Origin of the sequence: uncultured Flavobacterium sp., assembly GCF_963925185.1 — a bacterium.
Taxonomy (GTDB): domain Bacteria; phylum Bacteroidota; class Bacteroidia; order Flavobacteriales; family Flavobacteriaceae; genus Flavobacterium.
This window is the reverse complement of sequence record NZ_CAWURC010000001.1, coordinates 1-20,516: the sequence shown is the minus strand read 5'-3', so window position 1 is coordinate 20,516 and position 20,516 is coordinate 1. Positions and strand designations below refer to the sequence as shown.

Sequence of the window (20,516 nt, the reverse complement as noted above, 5' to 3'; positions counted from 1 at the left end):
AATTCAAATGAAAAGATTCTTGTTATTAATGATAGTTTTTGGGTTAGGTGGTTCGCTGACTCTCGTGTGCTGTAAATCGAAATCGGCGGTAGTTGGAGCAACAGAAAAGACAACCCATTTAAAAGCAAGCAAAATAATAGAAAACTACAATAACAATAAAATCAACTTTTCCACATTATATATAAAATCTAATGTTCAATATTCGGATGGGAATCAGACACAAAACGTTACCGCAGAAATAAAAATAAAGAAAGACGAGCAGATTTTAATCAGCATTCGTTTTTTGGGAATCACAATGGCAAAAGCCTTAATTACGCCTACAGCCGTAAACTATTATGAAAAAATAAATGGCAGTTATTTTGAAGGCAACTTCAGTATGCTAAGTCAATGGTTGGGAACTGATTTGGATTTTAATAAGATTCAAAACATGTTGTTGGGACAAGTAATAGATGATTTAAAAAAGGAAAAATTCACAGAATCAGTGGATAACCAAACGTATAGGTTGGACAATGCATTAGAGAATAACACCAAGAAATCCTTCTATTTTGATGCCAACAAGTTTTTTGTTCAAAAACAAGAAATAACACAAACCATCGAGGCGAGAATGATTCAAGTTACCTATTTAAACAATGTTTTTTACAAGGAGGCAATATTGCCCTCGAGTGTACTTATTAAAACCTTTCAAAAAGGGCGCAAAACCGAAATCAATTTAGAATATACCACGATAACATTCAATGAAGAATTTTCTTTTCCATATAGCGTTCCAAATGGTTATAAAAGAATTTTAATTAATTAAGTTTGCATAAATATATTTTTAAGATGCCAAAATTTCTCCTGACGCTGATTTTTATTTGCTTGACTTCACTGATGTGGTGCCAATCGTCTCAACAAGAAAAATTAGAAGAGCGAAAATCCCAAATCCAAAAAGAAATCAGGGAAAATGAAGCCCTGTTACAGTCTGTAAAGAAAAAGGAAAAATCGGCCGTGAATGTATTCATGATTCAAACCAACAAAATAAAGCTCAAGGAAAAACTCATTAACACCACCGAAAAGCAAACCAAGTTGTTAGGCAACGACATGTATATAAATCAAATAAAAATCAACAAACTCAACAGAGAATTGGTTGTGCTCAAAGAAGATTATGCCAGAATGATTATGAAATCGTATAAAAGCCGCTCAGAGCAAAGTAGGGCGATGTTTATACTTTCGTCCAATAGTTTTTTGCAGGCATACAAAAGGGTTCAATACATGAAGCAATACACGAATTACAGGAAATTGCAGGGCGAAGAAATTCAATCAAAATCGACCCAACTTATTGATTACAACAAAAAGTTGAATGTTCAAAAAACAGCCAAACAAAAACTGATTGTAGAAAATGAGAAAGAAAAATTGTCATTAGAAAAAGAAAAGAAAGAACAAGAGAAGCTGGTAAAAACCATTAAAAAGGACAAGAATAAAATAGCAGCAGACATAAGAAAAAAACAACAGGAATCAAAAGCCATTGACAGACAAATTGATCGATTAATACGGGAAGCTATTGCTGAAGCTAATAGAAAAGCCGCCGCCGAAAACGCAAAAGCTAACCCAACTGCCGTGGTTTCTAAAACAACGGTATCTTCATCAAGAATAATCTTGACAGCAGAATCGAAAATATTGGCAGATAATTTTAAGGCAAATCGAGGTAAATTACCTTGGCCAGTCGAAAAAGGGTTTGTCTCTCTCGGTTATGGCGACCAACCACACCCTGTTTTCAAATCATTAACGGTTCATAATAGTGGCGTGGAAATCACCACAAATGAAGGAGCAACCGCAAGAGCAGTATTTGCAGGTGAAGTAACAAGCGTAATGATTTTGTCGCCCGTAACTAAAGCCGTAGTAATACAGCATGGGGATTATTTTACCGTTTATCAAAACTTGAGTTCGGTTTATGTAAACAAGGGGGACAAAGTGAGCATAAAACAAAATATTGGTAAAATAAGAACCAACGGAGATACAGGAAAAACGGTAGTTAAATTTACCATTTCACAAAACACCACATATGACAATCCTGCTAACTGGTTGTTTAACATGTAATAGAGAAAAATTAATTTACTTTTAAACGGAAAGAAATTTCACGCATCATTAAAATTAAACTCCAAACAATCATTTATAAAGACCAGACCGAATCTAGATAGGCAAAATAATCTATGGGTTGCGAAAGAGTTGTTCCAATCACACCAAAGCTTTTTGGATGTTTTTTAATTTGTATTTGGTCAAAAACCACTCCCTATTTTACGAAACGGGGTCTTGATTGATTGCCAGCCAACAAAACACACACCAACACTAAAAAGCAACTAAATTTTTTTTATGTTTCAAAAGTTGAGCGCAATGAATTACTGATATTGGATATAGATAGGCTTTGGAGTAAATTTTAACAACTCTTCAGGAGTATACATTTGCCAGTCATTTTTATTGTTGTTTTTGTAAAATAATTTAAACCCAGCAAACTGAACCAGCCCTCTATAAACATATCTCAGATAAATGGATTTTTTTAAAACCTTACTGCCAAATCAACCCATATCTATAACCACCTGAACTTCGGGTACTTTTTTTATATTTTTGTAACCAGTTACCATACCCTGTGTGAATCGGTGTACCCCAAAAACTTTAGGAGTCAGTCAGTTTGTTTTTTCAAACTAAGTTTGCTAAAATAGCTATGGTATCATTGATGTCATCCGAAGTGAAAGAACCTGTTTTGGTTCCAGGAACCTCACCGTTTTTCAACGAGAATTCAGGATCAATTCCTAAATGAACATTGGGCATTAAGATAAGATTCTAACGAAGCAACTTCGTCCTTGACATTGCTGTGCCCAACTTAAATATCTAAAAAAACCAAAGCATTGATTGGTTTGCCCATTTTAAAACAGTATCTATTTGTTTAAATGGCATTCGCATTCTATACAAATTTTCTTTTCCTGGAACGCCTTGCGTAGTTGTGGCAATATAATGCAGGGCAGGAATCGCCTTTACAGTAGAATCGCCGGCTTTCCATTTAACCACTTCTGATTGCAATTTTCGTAACATTTCTTCTCTTGGTAATTCCCCAAGAACACCCATTTTTTAAAATATAAATTCCCATAATACAAAATAATCCTGCTGTACGGCAATATCGTACCTGGCAGCGAATAAGAAGTTTTTTTTACAGGCCATCTTCTGGTAGTATCGTTGTTGGCCAGAGCAAGCATCCTTTTGTTATAATCGAAAGTGTCGATTGTGGGAACAATTGTTTCGGGAATAATTGAGGGCTTTACAACTTCTTTTTTTGTTTTCAAGGATTGAAACCGAGGCCTTTCCCTTATTGCAACTATTAAGGCAAATAAGAAATAAACAAATAAATTAAACACACACTAAGACCCTTTTTCATAAATCGAAGCTATTTATTAGAAAGTAAAGATAATTCATTTCGAAATCACAAACTTTTATTTTGTAAAAAAGAAAGTTATATTTTTTTGTACTATAGATCAGCATTTATTTAAAAATCAGAGAATCACATTTTCAATGCACTTTAGATAATTTTGCGTTAAAACTTGTTTGTTTTAAAATTGTTTGTATTTTTATTAAAATAATGGGCTGAATTATCCGACGAATCAAATTAACATATAGTATTTTATGACCAAAAAGATAAATAGTTCAAACCCTTCCTTGTACAGCGAAGACTTAGCTCCAATACCAGAAGATAAAAGAACTTGGAACACTTGGAATTATGCTGCATTATGGATAAGCATGAGTCTTTGCATACCCACTTATATGTTGTCGAGCTCCTTGATTGAAGGAGGGATGAATTGGTGGCAAGCCATTCTTACTATTTTCTTGGGGAATACAATTGTACTGATTCCAATGATTTTAAACGGCCACGCTGGAGCGAAATATGGCATTCCATTTCCGGTTTTTGCCCGTGCAAGTTTTGGAACGAAAGGAGCCAATATTCCAGCCTTGCTTCGTGCAATTGTTGCCTGTGGATGGTTTGGAATTCAAACTTGGATTGGTGGATTTGCCATTTACCAAATGATGCGCTTATGGATTCCTTCAATAGAAACATTACCACAAATTTTCCCCACATCTTTTGGACTGCAAACCGGTCCAGCAATCTGTTTTTTCTTGTTCTGGTTGCTTAATATGTATGTAGTTTATCTAGGAGTTGAAAGCATTAAGAAATTACTGGTATTTAAAGCCATATTTTTGCCCATCGCCGCCTTGGCATTGCTTTTTTGGGCAATTAATGCAGCAGATGGTTTGGGTTTAATATTAGAAACACCATCTAAATTTACAACTTCAGCAGATTTCTTTCATTTCTTTTTTCCAGCTTTGACGGGAATGGTTGGGTTTTGGGCAACACTTTCGCTTAATATACCAGATTTCACAAGATATGCCACTTCACAAAAAGCGCAAATCAGGGGACAAATAATCGGTTTACCAACCTCAATGACGCTTTTTGCATTTGTTGGTGTTGTAGTCACTTCGGCAACCGCAATTGTTTTTGGAACGACGATATGGGATCCAGTAATATTAGCAGCAAAATTTGAAAGCAAACTATTAGTTAGTGTTGCCATGACTGCTGTGGCAATTTCAACATTGGCTACAAATATTGCAGCCAATATTGTTAGCCCTGCCAATGATTTTGCCAATTTTGCCCCTTCCAAAATCAATTTTAAAACCGGAGGTTATATTACAGGAATTATCGGAATCCTAATTTTCCCTTGGAAATTAATTGCCGATCCAACGGGTTATATTTTTACTTGGCTCGTGGGTTATTCCAGTTTATTGGGCCCTGTTGGGGGCATTATGATTGTAGATTATTATTTCATCAGAAAGCAAACCTTAGTCCTGAATGATTTGTATGACTCCAATGGGATTTACAGTTTTTTAAAAGGGTTTAACATTAATGCCATTTTAGCGTTAATTATTGGAATCGCGCCAAATGTTCCCGGTTTTCTATCTACAATTAAAGTGGTTTCCTCTGATGTTTTTCCAAATTGGGTAACAGGCTTATACAATTACGCTTGGTTTGTGGGCTTTGGAATAAGTGGACTGGTTTATTGGATTTTAATGAAGAATAAAAAATAAAGCTATGAGCATTTTAATTAAAAACGGAAGAATCATTACAGCCACCGATGATTATGTGGCGGATATTTTCATAGAAGGAGAGATAATAAAAGCCATTGGTAAAGATTTATCCATGAAAGCCGATCAAGAAATTGACGCGACAGGAAAACTAGTAATGCCCGGCGGAATTGATCCTCACGTGCATCTCGACATGCCGTTTATGGGAACCTACAGCAGTGATAATTATGAAACAGGAACTCGCGCCGCTTTATATGGAGGGACCACAACTGTAATTGATTTTATTTTACAAACTCAAGGTAAAAGTTTGCAATCAGCCCTGCAAGAATGGAAAGGCCGAAGCGACAATAACGCCGTGGGTGATTATAGTTTCCATATGGCAGTTACTGATTTTAATAACGAAACCAAGAAAGAAATCAAACATTTTATTGAAGAGGAAGGCATTACTTCTTTCAAAACTTTTATGGCCTACAAAGGCGCGCTGATGATTGACGACCGCCAAATGATTGGATTGATGCAGGAAGTAAAAAAACATGGCGGATTAATTAATGTTCACGCTACTAATGGTGATATGATTGATTATTTGATTGCCAAACACAGAGCCGAAGGAAAACTTTCGCCTTTATATCATTACTTGTCACAACCCGAAGTTACGGAAGCCGAAGCTAGTGGACGCTTTGCCAACATGGCAAACTACACAGGTTGTCCAGGTTATATTGTGCATTTAACTTGCGAAGGCGCTTTGAACGCTGTTCGGGATTCAACCAAAAGAAACCAAAAAGTATTTGTGGAAACATGTATCCAATATTTGATTTTGGACGCTTCCCTATATGAACAAAATTTCGAAGGTGCAAAATGGGTAATGTCGCCACCATTGCGCGAAAAGAAAGATCAAGCTACACTTTGGGCAGGAATAAATCAAGGCTTAGTTCAAGTAGTCGCAACAGACCACTGTCCCTTTAAATGGGAACAAAAACTGATGGGAATTGACGATTTTTCCAAGATCCCAAACGGTCATCCCGCCATCGAAAACCGGATGGAATTACTTTTCAGCGAAGGCGTGAATAAAGGAAGAATTTCCTTGAATAAATATGTCGAAATTGCTAGTACAAATGCCGCTAAAATTTTTGGGATGTTTCCAAAAAAAGGAGCAATTGCCATTGGCAGCGATGCCGACATTGTTCTTTTTGATGCCAACGAAAAACACACATTGTCAGCTAAAACCCATCACATGAATGTGGATTACAGCGGTTACGAAGGGTGGAAAGTAATAGGAAAAGTAAAAACCGTTTTGCTGCGCGGTAAAGTTGTTATTGATAATAATGAATGTAAAGTTGTTAAAGGCTACGGACAATTTGTTAAGAGAAACAAAGTGGAAGGGAAGATATAAATTGCAATATCAATGACAATTTCAAAAATTAATTTATCATAATCTTAATGAACCTTAATTTCTTAATGGTTTAAAAACAAAAATATTATGCCAAGAATAATAAAATCAGGACTAATCCAATTGAGTTTAGCCAAAACTGAAGGCGAAGGAACTATCGAAGAAATCAAAGAAGCGATGGTTCAAAAACACATTCCATATATTGAGGAAGCCGGAAGACAAGGCGTCCAAATTTTGTGTTTTCAAGAAATCTTCAACACGCCTTATTTCTGTCCGGGACAAGACAGGGCTTGGTATGAATCGGCAGAAACAGTTCCTGGACCCACAACCGAAAGGATGCAAGTCTATGCCAAAAAATACAACATGGTAATTATCGTACCGGTTTATGAAAAAGAACAAACCGGAATTCTCTATAATACTGCGGCTGTTATTGATGCCGACGGAACCTATTTAGGGAAATACCGAAAAAACCATATTCCACAAACAGGGGGGTTTTGGGAAAAATTCTTTTTCAAACCCGGAAACTTGGGTTATCCTGTTTTTCAAACCAAGTATGCCAAAGTGGGCGTTTACATTTGTTATGACCGCCATTTTCCTGACGGCGCAAGATGTTTGGGATTGAATGGAGCCGAGATTGTTTACAATCCTTCCGCAACAACTGTTGGGCAATCACAATCGTTATGGAAACTAGAACAACCAGCTCACGCTGTCGCCAACGGATATTTTATGGGCTGCATCAACCGTGTTGGAATTGAAAAACCATGGAACTTAGGACGATTTTACGGAACCTCTTATTTTGTGAATCCTTGGGGAGAAATATTCGCTTGTGCTTCTGAAGACAAAGACGAATTGTTGGTCGCTAAATTCGATTTGGATTTAATTGAAGAGGTAAGAAGCAAATGGCAATTTTTCAGAGATCGACGACCAGAAACGTATGATGAAATTGTAGCGCCATAATAAAACAACAAAACAAAAAACACTAACTTTAAACTATTAAAATAATAAGGGAATTAACTTTTTGTTGTTTCTTAATTTTTTGACGGCTCAAATATCAACCAAAAATTTATTTTTACAAACCAAACTATGTCTATAAAAAACAATCACTTAACCACCCCAGAATATCAAGAAAATTTCACGGATATTCATCCTCCATTCGAAACACAAGACGCTGCTTTAATAGAAGCCAATCGATGTTTATTTTGTTATGACCCGCCTTGTATGAAGGCTTGTCCTACGTCAATTAACGTTCCAAAGTTTATCAAGCAAATAACTACTGATAATATAAAAGGATCAGCCCACACCATTTTATCTTCAAATATTATGGGAGCTGGTTGCAGCAAAGTGTGTCCCGTTGAAAAACTGTGCGAAGGTTCTTGTGTTTATAATTTTATGCATGAAACACCAATTTCTATCGCCAAATTACAACGCTACTCCACAGAAATTGCCATAAAAAACAACTGGCAATTATTCAAAAGAAAACCCGCAACAGGAAAAAGAGTTGCTATAATTGGTGCTGGTCCCGCAGGATTGAGTTGTGCACATGGTTTAAGCAAAGAAGGTGTCGACGTTACTATTTATGAAAAAGAAGACAAAGGAGGAGGATTAATGACCTATGGAATTGCCGCCTATAAAGTAACCCCGGAATTTTGCGAAGCCGAAGTAAACTATATTACATCAATTGGCGGAATCGAAATAAAACACAATCAAGAATTAGGCAAAGACATCTCCATAGAAGAATTACAGCAAAAATATGATGCAGTTTATTTAGCATTTGGAGTAGGATTGGCCAGACAATTGGAAATTCCCGGGGAAAACTTGACCGGTGTTGTAGATGCTATCAAGTTTATTTATGAATTAAGAACCAATGATTTTTCATCAATAAAAGTTGGAGATAAAGTTGCTGTTGTCGGAATGGGAATGACAGCCATTGATGCTGCGACCCAAGCCAAAAGATTAGGAGCCAAAGAAGTTACCTTGATTTACAGAAGAACACAAGAGGAGATGCCTTGTACTGAACACGAATTAAATATAGCAAAACTAGATGGTTGTGCGATTATTTGGCTTGCTTCGCCAAAAGAAGTTCTTGGCAAAGAAGGAAAAATTGTTCAATTGGTTTGTGACGTAATGAAACTTGGAGAGCCCGACGCTAGTGGCAGAAGAAGCCCAATTACTTCTGGAGAAACCTTTACTATGGATGTTGATATGCTAATTAAAGCCGCGGGACAAATGCCCTTTGAAAACCTAGTAAAAAGCAACCAAATCGAAAACAACAAAGGAAAAATTAAAGTGGAAGATGCATCGGTTACTAATCTAAAAGGAGTTTTTGCTGGAGGCGATTGTGTCAACGGAGGAAAAGAAGTGGTCGACGCTGTTCAGGCTGGAAAAGATGGCGCAGCAGCTATTTTAAACTTCATTTTTAAATAAAAACTAAAAACCACTATTCTAAATTTATAATCCAACATTTAAAACAATCATTATGGCAGACATATCATCAAATTTTCTAGGAATAAAATCACCAAATCCTTTTTGGCTAGCAAGCGCTCCACCAACAGATAAAAAAATAAATGTGATTCGTGCTTTTGAAGCGGGCTGGGGAGGAGTAGTATGGAAAACTCTTGGCTCACAAGTAAAGAACGTTTCTTCCAGATACTCCTCGATTAATTATGGAGGAAAACGAATGATGGGATTCAATAATATTGAACTTATCAGCGATAGACCCTTAGAAATTAACCTTCGTGAAATTACCGAAGTCGTAAAAATGTTTCCCGATAGAGCGATGATTGTTTCATTAATGGCAGACAATGACCGAAAATCTTGGCACGAACTAATAATGAAATGCGAAGATGCTGGAGCAATGGGATTCGAACTAAACTTTGGCTGTCCTCACGGAATGACAGAACGAGGAATGGGAGCGGCAGTGGGTCAAGATCCTGAAATTGCCAGGATGGTAGTAGAATGGGTTATGGAAAAATCAACAATTCCTGTAATAACAAAATTAACCCCAAATGTTCACTCAGTAGTACCAACAGCCCGAGGCGCAGTTCAAGGCGGAACAAATGCTTTAAGTTTAATCAACACCATACAAAGCGTAACCGGCGTTGATTTAGACACCTTAATTCCAAATCCATATGTGGCTGGAAAAAGTGTTTTTGGTGGTTATTGCGGTCCAGCCGTAAAGCCAATTGCCTTAAAAATGCTAACTACAGTTGCACAAGATCCGATCACTTCCCGAGTTCCTATTTCAGGAATAGGAGGCGTCAGCACCTGGAGAGATGCTGTTGAGTTTATGCTTTTGGGCAGCAGTAATGTTCAGGTTTGCACCGCAGTGATGACGCATGGTTTCCGAATTATCGAAGATATGTGCGAAGGAATGAACAATTGGATGGACGAAAAAGGATATAAAACCGTAGACGAATTCATTGGAAAAGCGGTTGAAAAAATCACACATTGGGAAGATTTAGACATTAATTTCCATCATGTTGCCAAAATAAATCAAGACAAATGCATTCATTGTGGGCTGTGTTACATTGCCTGCGAAGACACCTCGCACCAATCTATCAGTATCGAAAAACTGATTCCCCACAACAATTATACAATTAAAGAGGAAGAATGTGTGGGCTGTAATTTATGCAAACTCGTTTGTCCTGTTGATGAATGCATCACGATGGAAGAACATCGTGTAGCACCAGAATACTTGAATTGGAAAGATTGGCAAGCACAGGGATTACCCTTGAACGATCATTAATTTAGGGGCTTGACCCTTCGTAAAAACTTGGGACCGAGCTTTTATTTTGCATTCTTTTTTGTTTATCACCCAAGGCTCGGTTGAAATACTTTTTGTAAAAAAAAGGTTTCACTTCAAACGAAGTTCACTGAACCCAAATGAAAACACAAGCGATGTAATCCCTATAGTACAGGTAATATAAATATTTAGTTAACACTTGAAAATTATAAAATGAAAATAAACGCTACTCGACTACAAAGCCATTTCGAAGCAATGAGCCTAATTGGTAAAATTGGCGAAACAGGCACTTGTCGTCCAGCTCACACTGAATTGGAAAAACAAGGATTTGAACTCGCCTCTTCTTGGATGAAGGAAGCAGGAATGAGCACCCGCATAGATAATTTTGGAAATCTGGTAGGAAGACTCGAAGGGAAAAACTCCGAATTACCCGTTTTGATGATGGGTTCACATCTCGATTCCCAACCCTATGGAGGGAGATTTGATGGAGTTGCGGGTGTTTTATGCGCTATTGAAGCAGTAACCACATTAACCGAAAACAGCATTGTTCCCGAACGTAGCATTGATGTCATTTCCTTTGCCGACGAAGAAGGCTGGCGTTTTAACAAAGGACTGTTTGGTTCACGAGGTATTTTAGGAAAAATCGAAAAAGGCGAATTACAACGTGCCGATAAAGATGGAATAACAAGAGAAAAAGCACTAAAAGATTTTGGTTGCGACACAACACAATTTGCAGCATCACAATACAAACCGGGGAGTATTTTTTGCTTTCTCGAATTACACATTGAGCAAGGCCCTGTTTTAGATATGGCTAATAAACCAATTGGAGTAGTTTCGGGAATTTCAGGACCTTTGTGGTGGACGGTAAAATTAAAGGGAATGGCGGGTCACACCGGCTCGGTACCAATGCCAATCAGAAAAGACGCTTTAGTTGGCGCAGCCGAAATAATCATTGCGGTCAATGAAATTGCCACACAAATTCCGGGCGCCCCAACTGTAGGAACCGTGGGAACTCTAAATGTTTTCCCAGCTTCGAGAAATATTATTCCTGAAGAAGTCACCTTTACAGTCGACCTACGGGATATTGATTTAGAAAGAAGAAACCGTTACGAAAAACAACTTCGTGACCGTATTGAAACCATTACTAAAAAACATCAATTGACTTTCGAAATATCAGAAGACACTAACAGCGAACCCCGTTATTGCGCCGATTGGATTAAGAAAATCATTCACAATGAATGTGAAACATTGCATCTTGACACTCCAGAATTAATGAGCGGACCTTTTCACGATGCTTTAGCGCTGTCTTATGCTTGCGATTACGGAATGATTTTCGTACGTTGCAAAGATGGAATTAGCCACAATCCATTAGAATATTCTTCTAATGAAGATCTGGCTTTAGGGGCCAATGTTTTATTAGGAACTGTTCTAGAGATATTGAAGAAATAACTAAAATAGAGGCTCAAAATTACCTAAAAAGACCATCAGCAACGACGGTCTTTTAATTTTAGTAGCCCCGCCGGGGACCTAGCCCAGATCAAAAGTTTAGGGAATCCTATTCTAAGATTGGAACTACAAGGCTGAAGCTAAAAAAGCTGTCGTATTTGACAACTCCTCTACTTTTTTATCCCATTGAAAGAGGTTTCTATCTACCGTACTTAATCCTAAACTAAAGGGTTAAAATTAGTTCGTTTTGTTGTTGACGATTCTAAGTTTATACTTTTGCAAGGTTTAACTCAGGAAACAGAATAATAAGATTGAAAAAAAAACCAATTGTTAAAATTGAAAAAGTCAAGCTTCCAATAGTTTATTTCATTAGCTTCGTAAATCAAGATTCAAATTCACCGTTTATACTTATATTTGGCGGGTTCGAAAGAACCAATTTTTTAGTCCAAAAAACAATTTACATTTAATTTAATAAGAAAATAAAACCCTCTGTTTATTAGCAAAATTAATATCTCTAATCTGTTTTTCAACCCTATTACAATGCTTTTAATGAACCTATACAGATGAACTATAATAGCCTAACAATAAAAGCACAGCAAGCAGAAAACATTATTTCTGAGCTATATCAAATAAAAGGAGTTGCAACACCTCTTCCCGGCGAAATTGATTTTAATTTTAGGGTTAAAACCAAAATAGGAGAAAGCTATGTTCTAAAAGTTTCTCGACCAAATGAAAATGAAAAATACCTTAATTTTCAGCAAAAATTGGCGCAGTTTATTCAAGAGAACAACTCAAATCTCATCGTTCCTAAAATTGTAAAAGAGGTAAACGGAAACTTCATTTCAGAAATAAAAGACGAATGGGGAAACCAGCGAAAAGTTAGATTATTAACCTGGGTTTCTGGAAGAATTTGGAATGATGTGAACCCACAATTGGATGATTTACGATTTAGTTTGGGCGAACAATGTGGATTGCTAACAAACGCTTTAAAAGGATTTGTTCACGAAGAAGCACACCGCGAACTTGATTGGGATATTGCACAGTCCCTTTGGACAAAGGAACACATTTGTTTATTTAATAAAAAAGAAAAAGAGATAATTTCCTTTTTTCAAAATAGATTTGAAACATCACAAACCACCTATTCTAAACTTAGAAAATCAGTTGTACATAATGATGCAAATGAAAACAATATTATTGTAACCGAAGATTTAATACAACCAAAAGTAAAAGCAATTATTGATTTTGGCGACGCTGTTTATACTCAAATTATTAATGATTTAGCCGTTGCTTGTGCGTATGCAATGATGCGCCATAACGAACCATTAGACGCGGCTTTACCAATTATTAAAGGATATCACTCCAAGTTTCCATTGCTCGAAAGTGAATTAGCGCATCTATATAACGCTATTGCAATGCGATTAGTGATTTCCCTAACAAAATCCGCGATTAACAAAACTAAAGAACCCGACAATACCTATTTGCTAGTAAGTGAAAAACCCGCATGGGAAGTCTTAAAAAAATGGTTTAAAATAAGCGCGGATTATGCTCATTATAGTTTTAGGGAAACGTGCAAATTTACAGCACATCCTAACGAAAACAAGTTCATTAATTGGACGGTTAAAAATAACTTTAGCCTAAATGAATTATTTCCAACAATCCAAAAAAATAAAATCCAACCATTAGATTTAAGTGTTTCAAGCAAGTGGATTGGACACTTTAACGACTTCAATGATTTAGAACTCTTCGAATATAAAATCATAAAATTACAATCAGAAAACACATCAAAAATAATTGCGGGTGGTTATTTAGAACCACGACCGTTATACACCTCAACAGCATTTGATAAAATTGGAAATAACGGAAGAGAAAGCCGAACAATCCATTTGGGAATTGATTTTTGGCTTCCAAACGAAACTCCGGTTCATGCATTAATTGATGGAGAAGTAGTGGTTTCTTATAACAATTTCGGCAATAAACAATATGGCGGGCTTATCATTTTAAAACACGAAGTCAAAGACTTTACATTTTATACGCTTTATGGCCATTTAAGCACGGAAAGTGTTTCAAATAAAGAAAAGGGAGATAAGATTAAACAAGGGGAGTGTCTGGGATATTTAGGTAAAAAGAACGAAAATGGTAATTGGGTTCCTCATTTACATTTTCAAGTGACGCTATCGTTGTTAAATTATGAAATTGATTTTCCAGGTGTTGCATTTCACAATCAAATGGAGGTTTGGAAGAGCATTTGCCCAAACCCCAACTTTTTATTTAAAGCACGCGGACTGGAACAAATTGAAATCAATTCTAATGATAAAATAATAGCTTACAGAAAACAACATTTAGGGAAAAGTTTAAGCCTACAATATAAACAACCAATAAAAATGGTACGTGGTGCAGGCCAATATTTAATGGATCAATATGGAAAAAAGTATTTAGACACCGTAAATAATGTTGCACATGTAGGTCATGAAAAATATTCGGTAGTAAAAGCCGGGCAGGAACAAATGGCTTTAATCAATACTAATTCAAGATACTTACACGAAAACATCAATGCACTTACCAAAGAATTAATTGAAACTTTACCAGCAGAATTAAACGTGCTTCATTTTGTGAATTCAGGAAGTGAAGCGAACGAATTAGCAATTAGAATGGTAAAAGCAGTTACGGGGCAAATAGACATTATTGCTTCGGAAGTTGGGTATCATGGCAACACAAACAGCTGCATTGACATCAGTTCCTATAAATTTGACGGAAAAGGGGGGGCAGGAACTCCCGATCACACCCATATTTTCCCTTTACCGGATGCTTTTAGAGGAAAACACAGAGGGAAAAACACAGCGAAAAAGTATGCAGAAGAAGTAAAAAAGCAAATAATTAAAATCCAGAAAAAAGGAAGAAACGTTGGGGGTTTCATCATTGAGCCCATAATTAGTTGTGGTGGTCAAATAGAATTACCGGAAGGATTTTTATCAAAATCGTATCAATTAGTTCGCGCAGCTGGAGGAATATGTATATCAGACGAGGTTCAAACCGGTTGTGGCAGAATGGGAAAATCTTTTTGGGGTTTTCAGCTTCATAATGTAGTGCCAGACATTGTTACCATAGGGAAACCTTTAGGAAACGGGCATCCGCTAGCGGCAGTTGCCTGTACACAAGAAGTGGCCGATCGATTTGCGAACGGAATGGAATATTTCAACACTTTTGGCGGCAACCCCGTTTCTTGCGCAATTGGCGCCGAAGTCATACGAACGGTTAAGCGAGAAAAATTACAGGAAAACGCTTTAAATGTCGGGGAGTTTTTAAAATCTGAATTAAAAAAAATCGCCATTGAATTTCCTATTATTGGAGACGTTCGTGGCCAAGGCTTGTTTCTTGGGATTGAATTAGTAGATGCTAAAATGATGCCTTTGGCAACTCAAACCGAATATATAGCAAACCGAATGAAAGATCACGGAATATTAATGAGCATAGATGGACTCGACCACAATGTTTTAAAAATAAAACCCCCAATTGTATTCACAAAAGAAAATGCGGAAGAATTGGTTTTTTATTTAAGAACTATTTTTGCGGAAAATTTCATGAAATCCTATCCTAACGCATTTTAAATTTTCACCAAAGGAGCGTTTTTATTCAAACGTATTAACCACCCCTCTTTTCGTATTTCCTAACACAAAGACGTGTGCCTCCAAAATATTTCAAGAAGTTAACATAAAAAGTCTTAACAAATTAACGATAAGACTCGTTAAGCCTCACTATTACTCGGAGTTGCAACAATAATTCACTTTATAAATTCTTGTTTATCCTATTAATTGGGTGAACAAATCTTGCTTTTCGTTGAGGTATTTAAAGTCAAATCCTTTATTAACCATTTTGGTTTTGATAATCGAGATGTCATTTTTATTTCTCAACTCCAGCCCTACCACAGCAGGACCAACCTCTCTGCTGTTTTTTTTTGCAAATTGGAAGTAGGTAATATCATCATCGGGACCAAGAATTTCATTTACAAATTCTTTTAAAGACCCTGGACGTTGAGGAAACTGAATCATAAAATAATGCATTAATCCTTCGTACAACAACGATCGTTCCTTTATCTCAGCGGTTCTCTCAATGTCATTATTACTTCCACTAACAATACAAACAACTTTTTTGTCTTTTATCTCATCTTTGTAAAAATCTAAAGCGGCAATAGTCAAAGCGCCAGCAGGCTCTACAACCATGGCTTCCTCATTATACATTCGTAAAATTGTGGTGCAAACTTTGCCTTCGGGAACCAAAATAATATCGTCCAGATTCTTTCTGCAAATTTCAAAAGTTATATTACCTACTCTTTTTACCGCCGCACCATCCACAAATTTATCAATGGTTTTTAATGTTGTGTTTATGCCGTTTTTAATTGAAGTTTTCATAGATGGTGCACCTTCGGGTTCTACTCCAATGATTTTTGTATTTGGACTCAGGTGTTTAAAAACTTCCGAAAGTCCAGAAGCCAAACCACCACCGCCAATTGGAACAAATACATAATCAATTGATTCGGTAAATGATTCCAAAATTTCCAGACCTACCGTACCTTGACCAGCAATTACATTGACATCGTCAAAAGGATGAATGAAAATCTTTTTGTTTTTTTGAACATCTTCTATAGACTTTTCATAAGCATCATCAAAAGTGTCACCTATAAGTACAATTTCGACAAATGATTTCCCGAATAACTGGACTTGTTTTATCTTTTGTTTTGAGGTAGGTTTTGGCATGTAGATTTTGCCCATTATTTTTAGCAAATTACAAGAATAGGCTACTCCCTGAGCATGGTTTCCCGCACTAGCGCATACTATACCCTGTTTTTTCTCCTTTTCCGTAAGGGAACTCATTTTATTGTAAGCCCCTCTAATTTTGTAGGATCTAACAATTTGTAAATCTTCCCGTTTTAGTAAAATAGTTGCGGCAAACTCATCCGATAGATTTAGGTTCTCTGTTAATGGGGTAGCTGAGACGATACCTTGTAATTGTTTTTTTGCAGCTAACACTCCTTCAAATATAGTCATGTACTTGTTTTATTACATTTCAAAAATCATACTTTTATGATTCAAAAATTCGTTATTTATAGGTTTTTTTGAGGGATCATTTTTTTCCATATCTAGTACTTTTTGGTGGATACCTTCACTCGATTTGATAATAGCTATTCGGGAACTTTTTACAAACTCAATGAGGCCATATCTATCTAGTTCTGAAACCAAATTATTTATCTCTTCGTCTTGACCCGTAGCTTCAAACACAGTATAATCTTCCCGAATCACTACCGCTTTGGCCCCGTATTTTCTAAGCAATCGTTCTACCTTTACCTCTCTCACAATGATAGCTGTTGGAACTTTGTATAATGCCATTTGTTGCCAAATAATTTCGTCATTTGTATTGCAATAGCATTTAAAAACATCTACAATTTTTTCTATTTGTCGCACCAAATTTTTAACCACCGTTTCCGTTTCTCTGATAACGATTGTAAATCTGTATATTTTTTCGATTTCACTAGGGGATGTAGTAAAACTTTCTAAGCTAATTTTTCTTCTAGAAAACATTATAGCTATTTTGTTGATTAAGCCTACCTGATTTTCGGTGTAGATGGTTAAGGTATATTCTTGTTTCATTTTTTGTTATAGATATTATTGATAACTTAACGCTAGATTTCCTCTTTACTCAATATAATTTCCGCAACACCTTTTCCTTGCAGGACCATTGGAAAAACATTGTCTTCGTGAATTACAGCCACTTCCAGTAAGAAGGCACCTGGGTGGTTCAACATTTGTTTTAGACTATCTTTTAATTCTTTCCGGTGAACTAGTTGTCTTCCTTTAATGCCATATGCTTTGGCAACTTGTACAAAATTAGGACTTTTAATATCGGTGAACGAATATCTTTTTTTGTGAAAAAGTTCTTGCCATTGGCGCACCATTCCAAGAAAACCATTGTTAAGAATGATGATTTTTACATTGGGTTTAAATTGCATAATGGTTCCTAATTCTTGCAAGTTCATCTGGGCCCCACCATCTCCCATAATAGCAATAACTTCTCTTTCAGGAGCGCCAAACTTGGCTCCTATAGCAGCCGGAAGCGCAAACCCCATTGTTCCCAATCCACCACTGGTAATATTGCTTCTAGTTTGGTTTTGTTTTGCGTAGCGGCACGCTATCATTTGGTGTTGCCCCACATCGGTTACTATTACGGCATCACCGTTTGTAAGTTCGTTAAGAACATTGATTACTTCTCCCATTGTCAAACCTCCTTCTGCAGGATTCAATTCTTTTTGGATGATTACTAGGTTTTCCTTTTCCTTTTTAACTTTAAATTCATGAAGCCATTCAGTATGCTTTTTCTTCTCCACCAATAGAGTTAGTAGAGGTAATGTTTCTTTGCAGTCTCCCCATACCGAATGAGTCGTCAAGACGTTCTTATCAATTTCGGCAGGATCAATGTCCACGTGAATGATTTGCGCTTGCTTTGCATATTTGTCTAATCTTCCGGTAACTCTATCATCAAATCGCATGCCTATAGCAATTAAAACATCGCATTCATTTGTCATAAAATTTGGCGCGTAATTCCCATGCATGCCCAACATACCCACCCCTAATGGATGATCAGTAGGAATAGCGCTCATTCCCATTATTGTCCAAGCGGCGGGCAATCCTGCTTTTTCTATAAAAGATATAAATTCTTTTTCGGCATTACCCAGTATAACTCCTTGTCCAAAAACCACAAATGGCTTTTTGGCTTGGTTGATAAGAGTTGCCGCTTTCACAATATATTCGTTGCGAACAATTGGTTTGGCTCGGTAACTTCGCACATGTATGCATTGTCTATATCCTTTGTAATCGAACAATTGTAATTGGGCATTTTTGGTAATGTCGATCAATACGGGGCCCGGCCGACCTGTTTTGGCTATAAAAAAAGCCTTGGCAATTGCCTCTGGAATTTCAGAAGCAGCAGTTACTTGGTAATTCCATTTGGTGATAGGTGTTGTGATGTTGATGATGTCGGTTTCCTGAAAAGCATCGGTCCCTAACAAATGAGCAAAAACTTGACCCGTAATGCAAACCAACGGAGTAGAATCAATCATGGCATCTGCCAGGCCTGTCACCAAATTTGTAGCTCCGGGACCACTCGTCGCAAAAACAACGCCCGTTTTTCCGCTCACACGTGCATAACCTTGCGCAGCATGAATTGCCCCTTGTTCGTGACGGACTAGGATATGATTTAGTCTATTCTTGAAGTCGTATAACGCATCATAAATTGGCATTATAGCGCCTCCAGGATAGCCAAAAACAGTATCGACTTTTTCAGATAGTATAGCGTCAATAACCGCAAAACTACCCGTTGTACTAATTACTCGAATCTTTGAATTTTCTTTTAGAGGAAGCTCTAATTTTTTCATTTTTTTGTTATTGTATTTTTATAAGTTCCAAATGTTTTTTTGACAAGAAAACGACCTTTCTAATTTTTTGAGAAAGACCAATAGCGATTATTTTAATTTAACACACAACAGTTTTCGAATCATATTTTTTTGAATATATTTCAATAAGTGAAACTGGTTTAGGCAATTTGACAGCGCGTACATTTTAAAAAACTTTTTTTTGGATCATCCTAATAAAACGAAAATTTCACCCAAGACTTTCCGTAAAAAAAGACTCCAAAAATAAATGTCTTGGAGCCCATACAAATAGTTCTTACATCCTTAACTAGGATAGGCTTTTTAGAGTGCCGTTTTTAAATGAACTCAAATGATAATATAAAAACACTTTTATTTTTTCAACCGATCCGTTTTCCAAATAGACAATCACCTATTTGTTATTCAATATAAACTCAAAAAATTATAATAATTCATTCAATACTGTTTTTAACACTATAGATTATCCCTAAAACCAAACATTAAAAAACAGGATACTTTAATTTTAGCTAAGCGCTTCACCAATTTTTATTCTCTTTTGGGTCAATAGCCGATAGGGACCAATTGTTAAAAAAGCTTAATGTTTTTTGTGTTGAATGCCCTTTTCCCTCTTCAAGATTCGTGCTGTTTTGAGTATGAATTCTATTTCCTTCACCATCTAAAATCACGAATACAGGAAATCCGAAACGCTGAGGGAATCCTAACGAAGCTAGAACATCCAAATTCTTATTTTCTTTGCTATAATTCACATGATAAACCACGAAATTTTTCTCCATAGCAGTTCGTAGTGTGTCATTTGACTTTACTTTTTTATCAAACGCTAGACACCATCCGCACCAGTTTCCTCCAATCTGTAAAAACACGTGTTTACCTTCTTTTTTTGCTTTTTTTACTGCATTTGTAACTTCAACTTTGGCATCACTTGTTGGATCATATAATTTTATATTATTTGGTATTGGCAGATCTTGTGCTATAATACCATTGATACTTAATATTATAACAAAAAAAGAGTGTTTTAAATTTTTCATAATAATTTTAATTTATAATTCGTTAATGGGGTACAACTTAATTTATTAGATAATAATAAAATTCTTATTTAATTTCTGATTTCTTTTCTTTTTCTATTACTATGCGCATTATCTTCAAAAAGATAGACAAGAAAAAGGATGTCCCGGGATTATGTTAAACTTAAAAAAAAGGGTTCCAAAACAAAATGTTTTGAAACCCATACAAATAGTTCTTAAACCTTTAAATTGGATAGGTTTTTTTAAGGTGTAGTTACTAATTTAGGTACTAATTCAAAATAATAACATGAAACACTTTTGTTTTTTCTGCCAATCCGTTTTTAATATAGATAATCACATATTTGTTACTAATAAAAAACTCAAAAATTATAATAATTCATT

The 20,516-nt window shown here is 36.1% G+C and carries 15 protein-coding genes; 9 read left to right on the top strand and 6 right to left on the bottom strand.

Annotated features, from left to right (window positions below):
- The first annotated feature begins 7 nt into the window (after positions 1–7).
- Together AABM59_RS00075 and AABM59_RS00070 are read left to right on the top strand one after the other, a co-directional pair.
- Positions 8–796 (top strand): DUF4292 domain-containing protein, encoded by a 789-nt coding sequence (locus AABM59_RS00075; protein WP_338406937.1) that lies wholly within the window; start codon positions 8–10, stop codon positions 794–796.
- 23 nt (positions 797–819) lie between these two features.
- On the top strand, positions 820–2,073 hold the full coding sequence (locus AABM59_RS00070) for a peptidoglycan DD-metalloendopeptidase family protein (RefSeq protein WP_338406936.1): 1,254 nt from the start codon (positions 820–822) through the stop codon (positions 2,071–2,073).
- Positions 2,074–2,670: 597 nt separating this feature from the next.
- Here AABM59_RS00070 and AABM59_RS00065 read toward each other — a convergent pair.
- Both AABM59_RS00065 and AABM59_RS00060 read right to left on the bottom strand, forming a co-directional pair.
- A complete protein-coding gene (locus tag AABM59_RS00065; RefSeq protein ID WP_338406935.1) occupies positions 2,671–2,802 on the bottom strand; it encodes a hypothetical protein in 132 nt (43 codons plus the stop codon).
- 60 nt (positions 2,803–2,862) lie between these two features.
- Positions 2,863–3,096, bottom strand: coding sequence for a hypothetical protein (locus AABM59_RS00060; RefSeq protein WP_338406934.1), 234 nt, complete (start codon positions 3,094–3,096; stop codon positions 2,863–2,865).
- Between the two features lie 552 nt (positions 3,097–3,648).
- Here AABM59_RS00060 and AABM59_RS00055 point away from each other — a divergent pair.
- The 7 genes from AABM59_RS00055 to AABM59_RS00025 all read left to right on the top strand — a co-directional run bounded on the left by AABM59_RS00055 (position 3,649) and on the right by AABM59_RS00025 (position 15,280).
- Entirely contained in the window at positions 3,649–5,103 is a 1,455-nt protein-coding gene (locus AABM59_RS00055; protein ID WP_338406933.1) for an NCS1 family nucleobase:cation symporter-1, read from the top strand.
- 4 nt (positions 5,104–5,107) lie between these two features.
- A complete protein-coding gene (gene hydA, locus AABM59_RS00050) occupies positions 5,108–6,490 on the top strand; it encodes a dihydropyrimidinase (protein ID WP_338406932.1) in 1,383 nt (460 codons plus the stop codon).
- An 87-nt stretch (positions 6,491–6,577) separates the two neighbouring features.
- A complete protein-coding gene (locus AABM59_RS00045; RefSeq protein WP_338406931.1) occupies positions 6,578–7,444 on the top strand; it encodes a nitrilase-related carbon-nitrogen hydrolase in 867 nt (288 codons plus the stop codon).
- Positions 7,445–7,570: 126 nt separating this feature from the next.
- Entirely contained in the window at positions 7,571–8,911 is a 1,341-nt protein-coding gene (locus AABM59_RS00040; protein WP_338406930.1) for an NAD(P)-dependent oxidoreductase, read from the top strand.
- A gap of 52 nt (positions 8,912–8,963) precedes the next feature.
- Positions 8,964–10,232 carry an NAD-dependent dihydropyrimidine dehydrogenase subunit PreA gene (gene preA, locus AABM59_RS00035; protein ID WP_338406929.1) on the top strand — a complete coding sequence of 423 codons (1,269 nt, stop codon included), beginning with the start codon at positions 8,964–8,966 and terminating at the stop codon, positions 10,230–10,232.
- A gap of 210 nt (positions 10,233–10,442) precedes the next feature.
- Positions 10,443–11,678 carry a M20 family metallo-hydrolase gene (locus tag AABM59_RS00030; RefSeq protein ID WP_338406928.1) on the top strand — a complete coding sequence of 412 codons (1,236 nt, stop codon included), beginning with the start codon at positions 10,443–10,445 and terminating at the stop codon, positions 11,676–11,678.
- A gap of 560 nt (positions 11,679–12,238) precedes the next feature.
- Positions 12,239–15,280 (top strand): aminotransferase class III-fold pyridoxal phosphate-dependent enzyme, encoded by a 3,042-nt coding sequence (locus tag AABM59_RS00025; protein ID WP_338406927.1) that lies wholly within the window; start codon positions 12,239–12,241, stop codon positions 15,278–15,280.
- Positions 15,281–15,472: 192 nt separating this feature from the next.
- Here the strand turns inward: AABM59_RS00025 and ilvA are convergent, their stop codons facing one another.
- The 4 genes from ilvA to AABM59_RS00005 form a co-directional block, all read right to left on the bottom strand.
- Positions 15,473–16,717: a threonine ammonia-lyase IlvA gene (gene ilvA / locus AABM59_RS00020; RefSeq protein ID WP_338406926.1), complete on the bottom strand. Its 1,245-nt coding sequence runs from the start codon at positions 16,715–16,717 to the stop codon at positions 15,473–15,475.
- 12 nt (positions 16,718–16,729) lie between these two features.
- The gene (gene ilvN / locus AABM59_RS00015) at positions 16,730–17,317 is read right to left on the bottom strand and encodes an acetolactate synthase small subunit (RefSeq protein WP_338406925.1); all 588 of its coding nucleotides are present in this window, start codon (positions 17,315–17,317) and stop codon (positions 16,730–16,732) included.
- Positions 17,318–17,349: 32 nt separating this feature from the next.
- Complete coding sequence (gene ilvB, locus AABM59_RS00010) at positions 17,350–19,098, bottom strand: biosynthetic-type acetolactate synthase large subunit (RefSeq protein WP_338406924.1); 1,749 nt, start codon at positions 19,096–19,098, stop codon at positions 17,350–17,352.
- Positions 19,099–19,628: 530 nt separating this feature from the next.
- On the bottom strand, positions 19,629–20,138 hold the full coding sequence (locus AABM59_RS00005; RefSeq protein ID WP_338406923.1) for a thioredoxin family protein: 510 nt from the start codon (positions 20,136–20,138) through the stop codon (positions 19,629–19,631).
- Positions 20,139–20,516 lie beyond the last annotated feature (378 nt).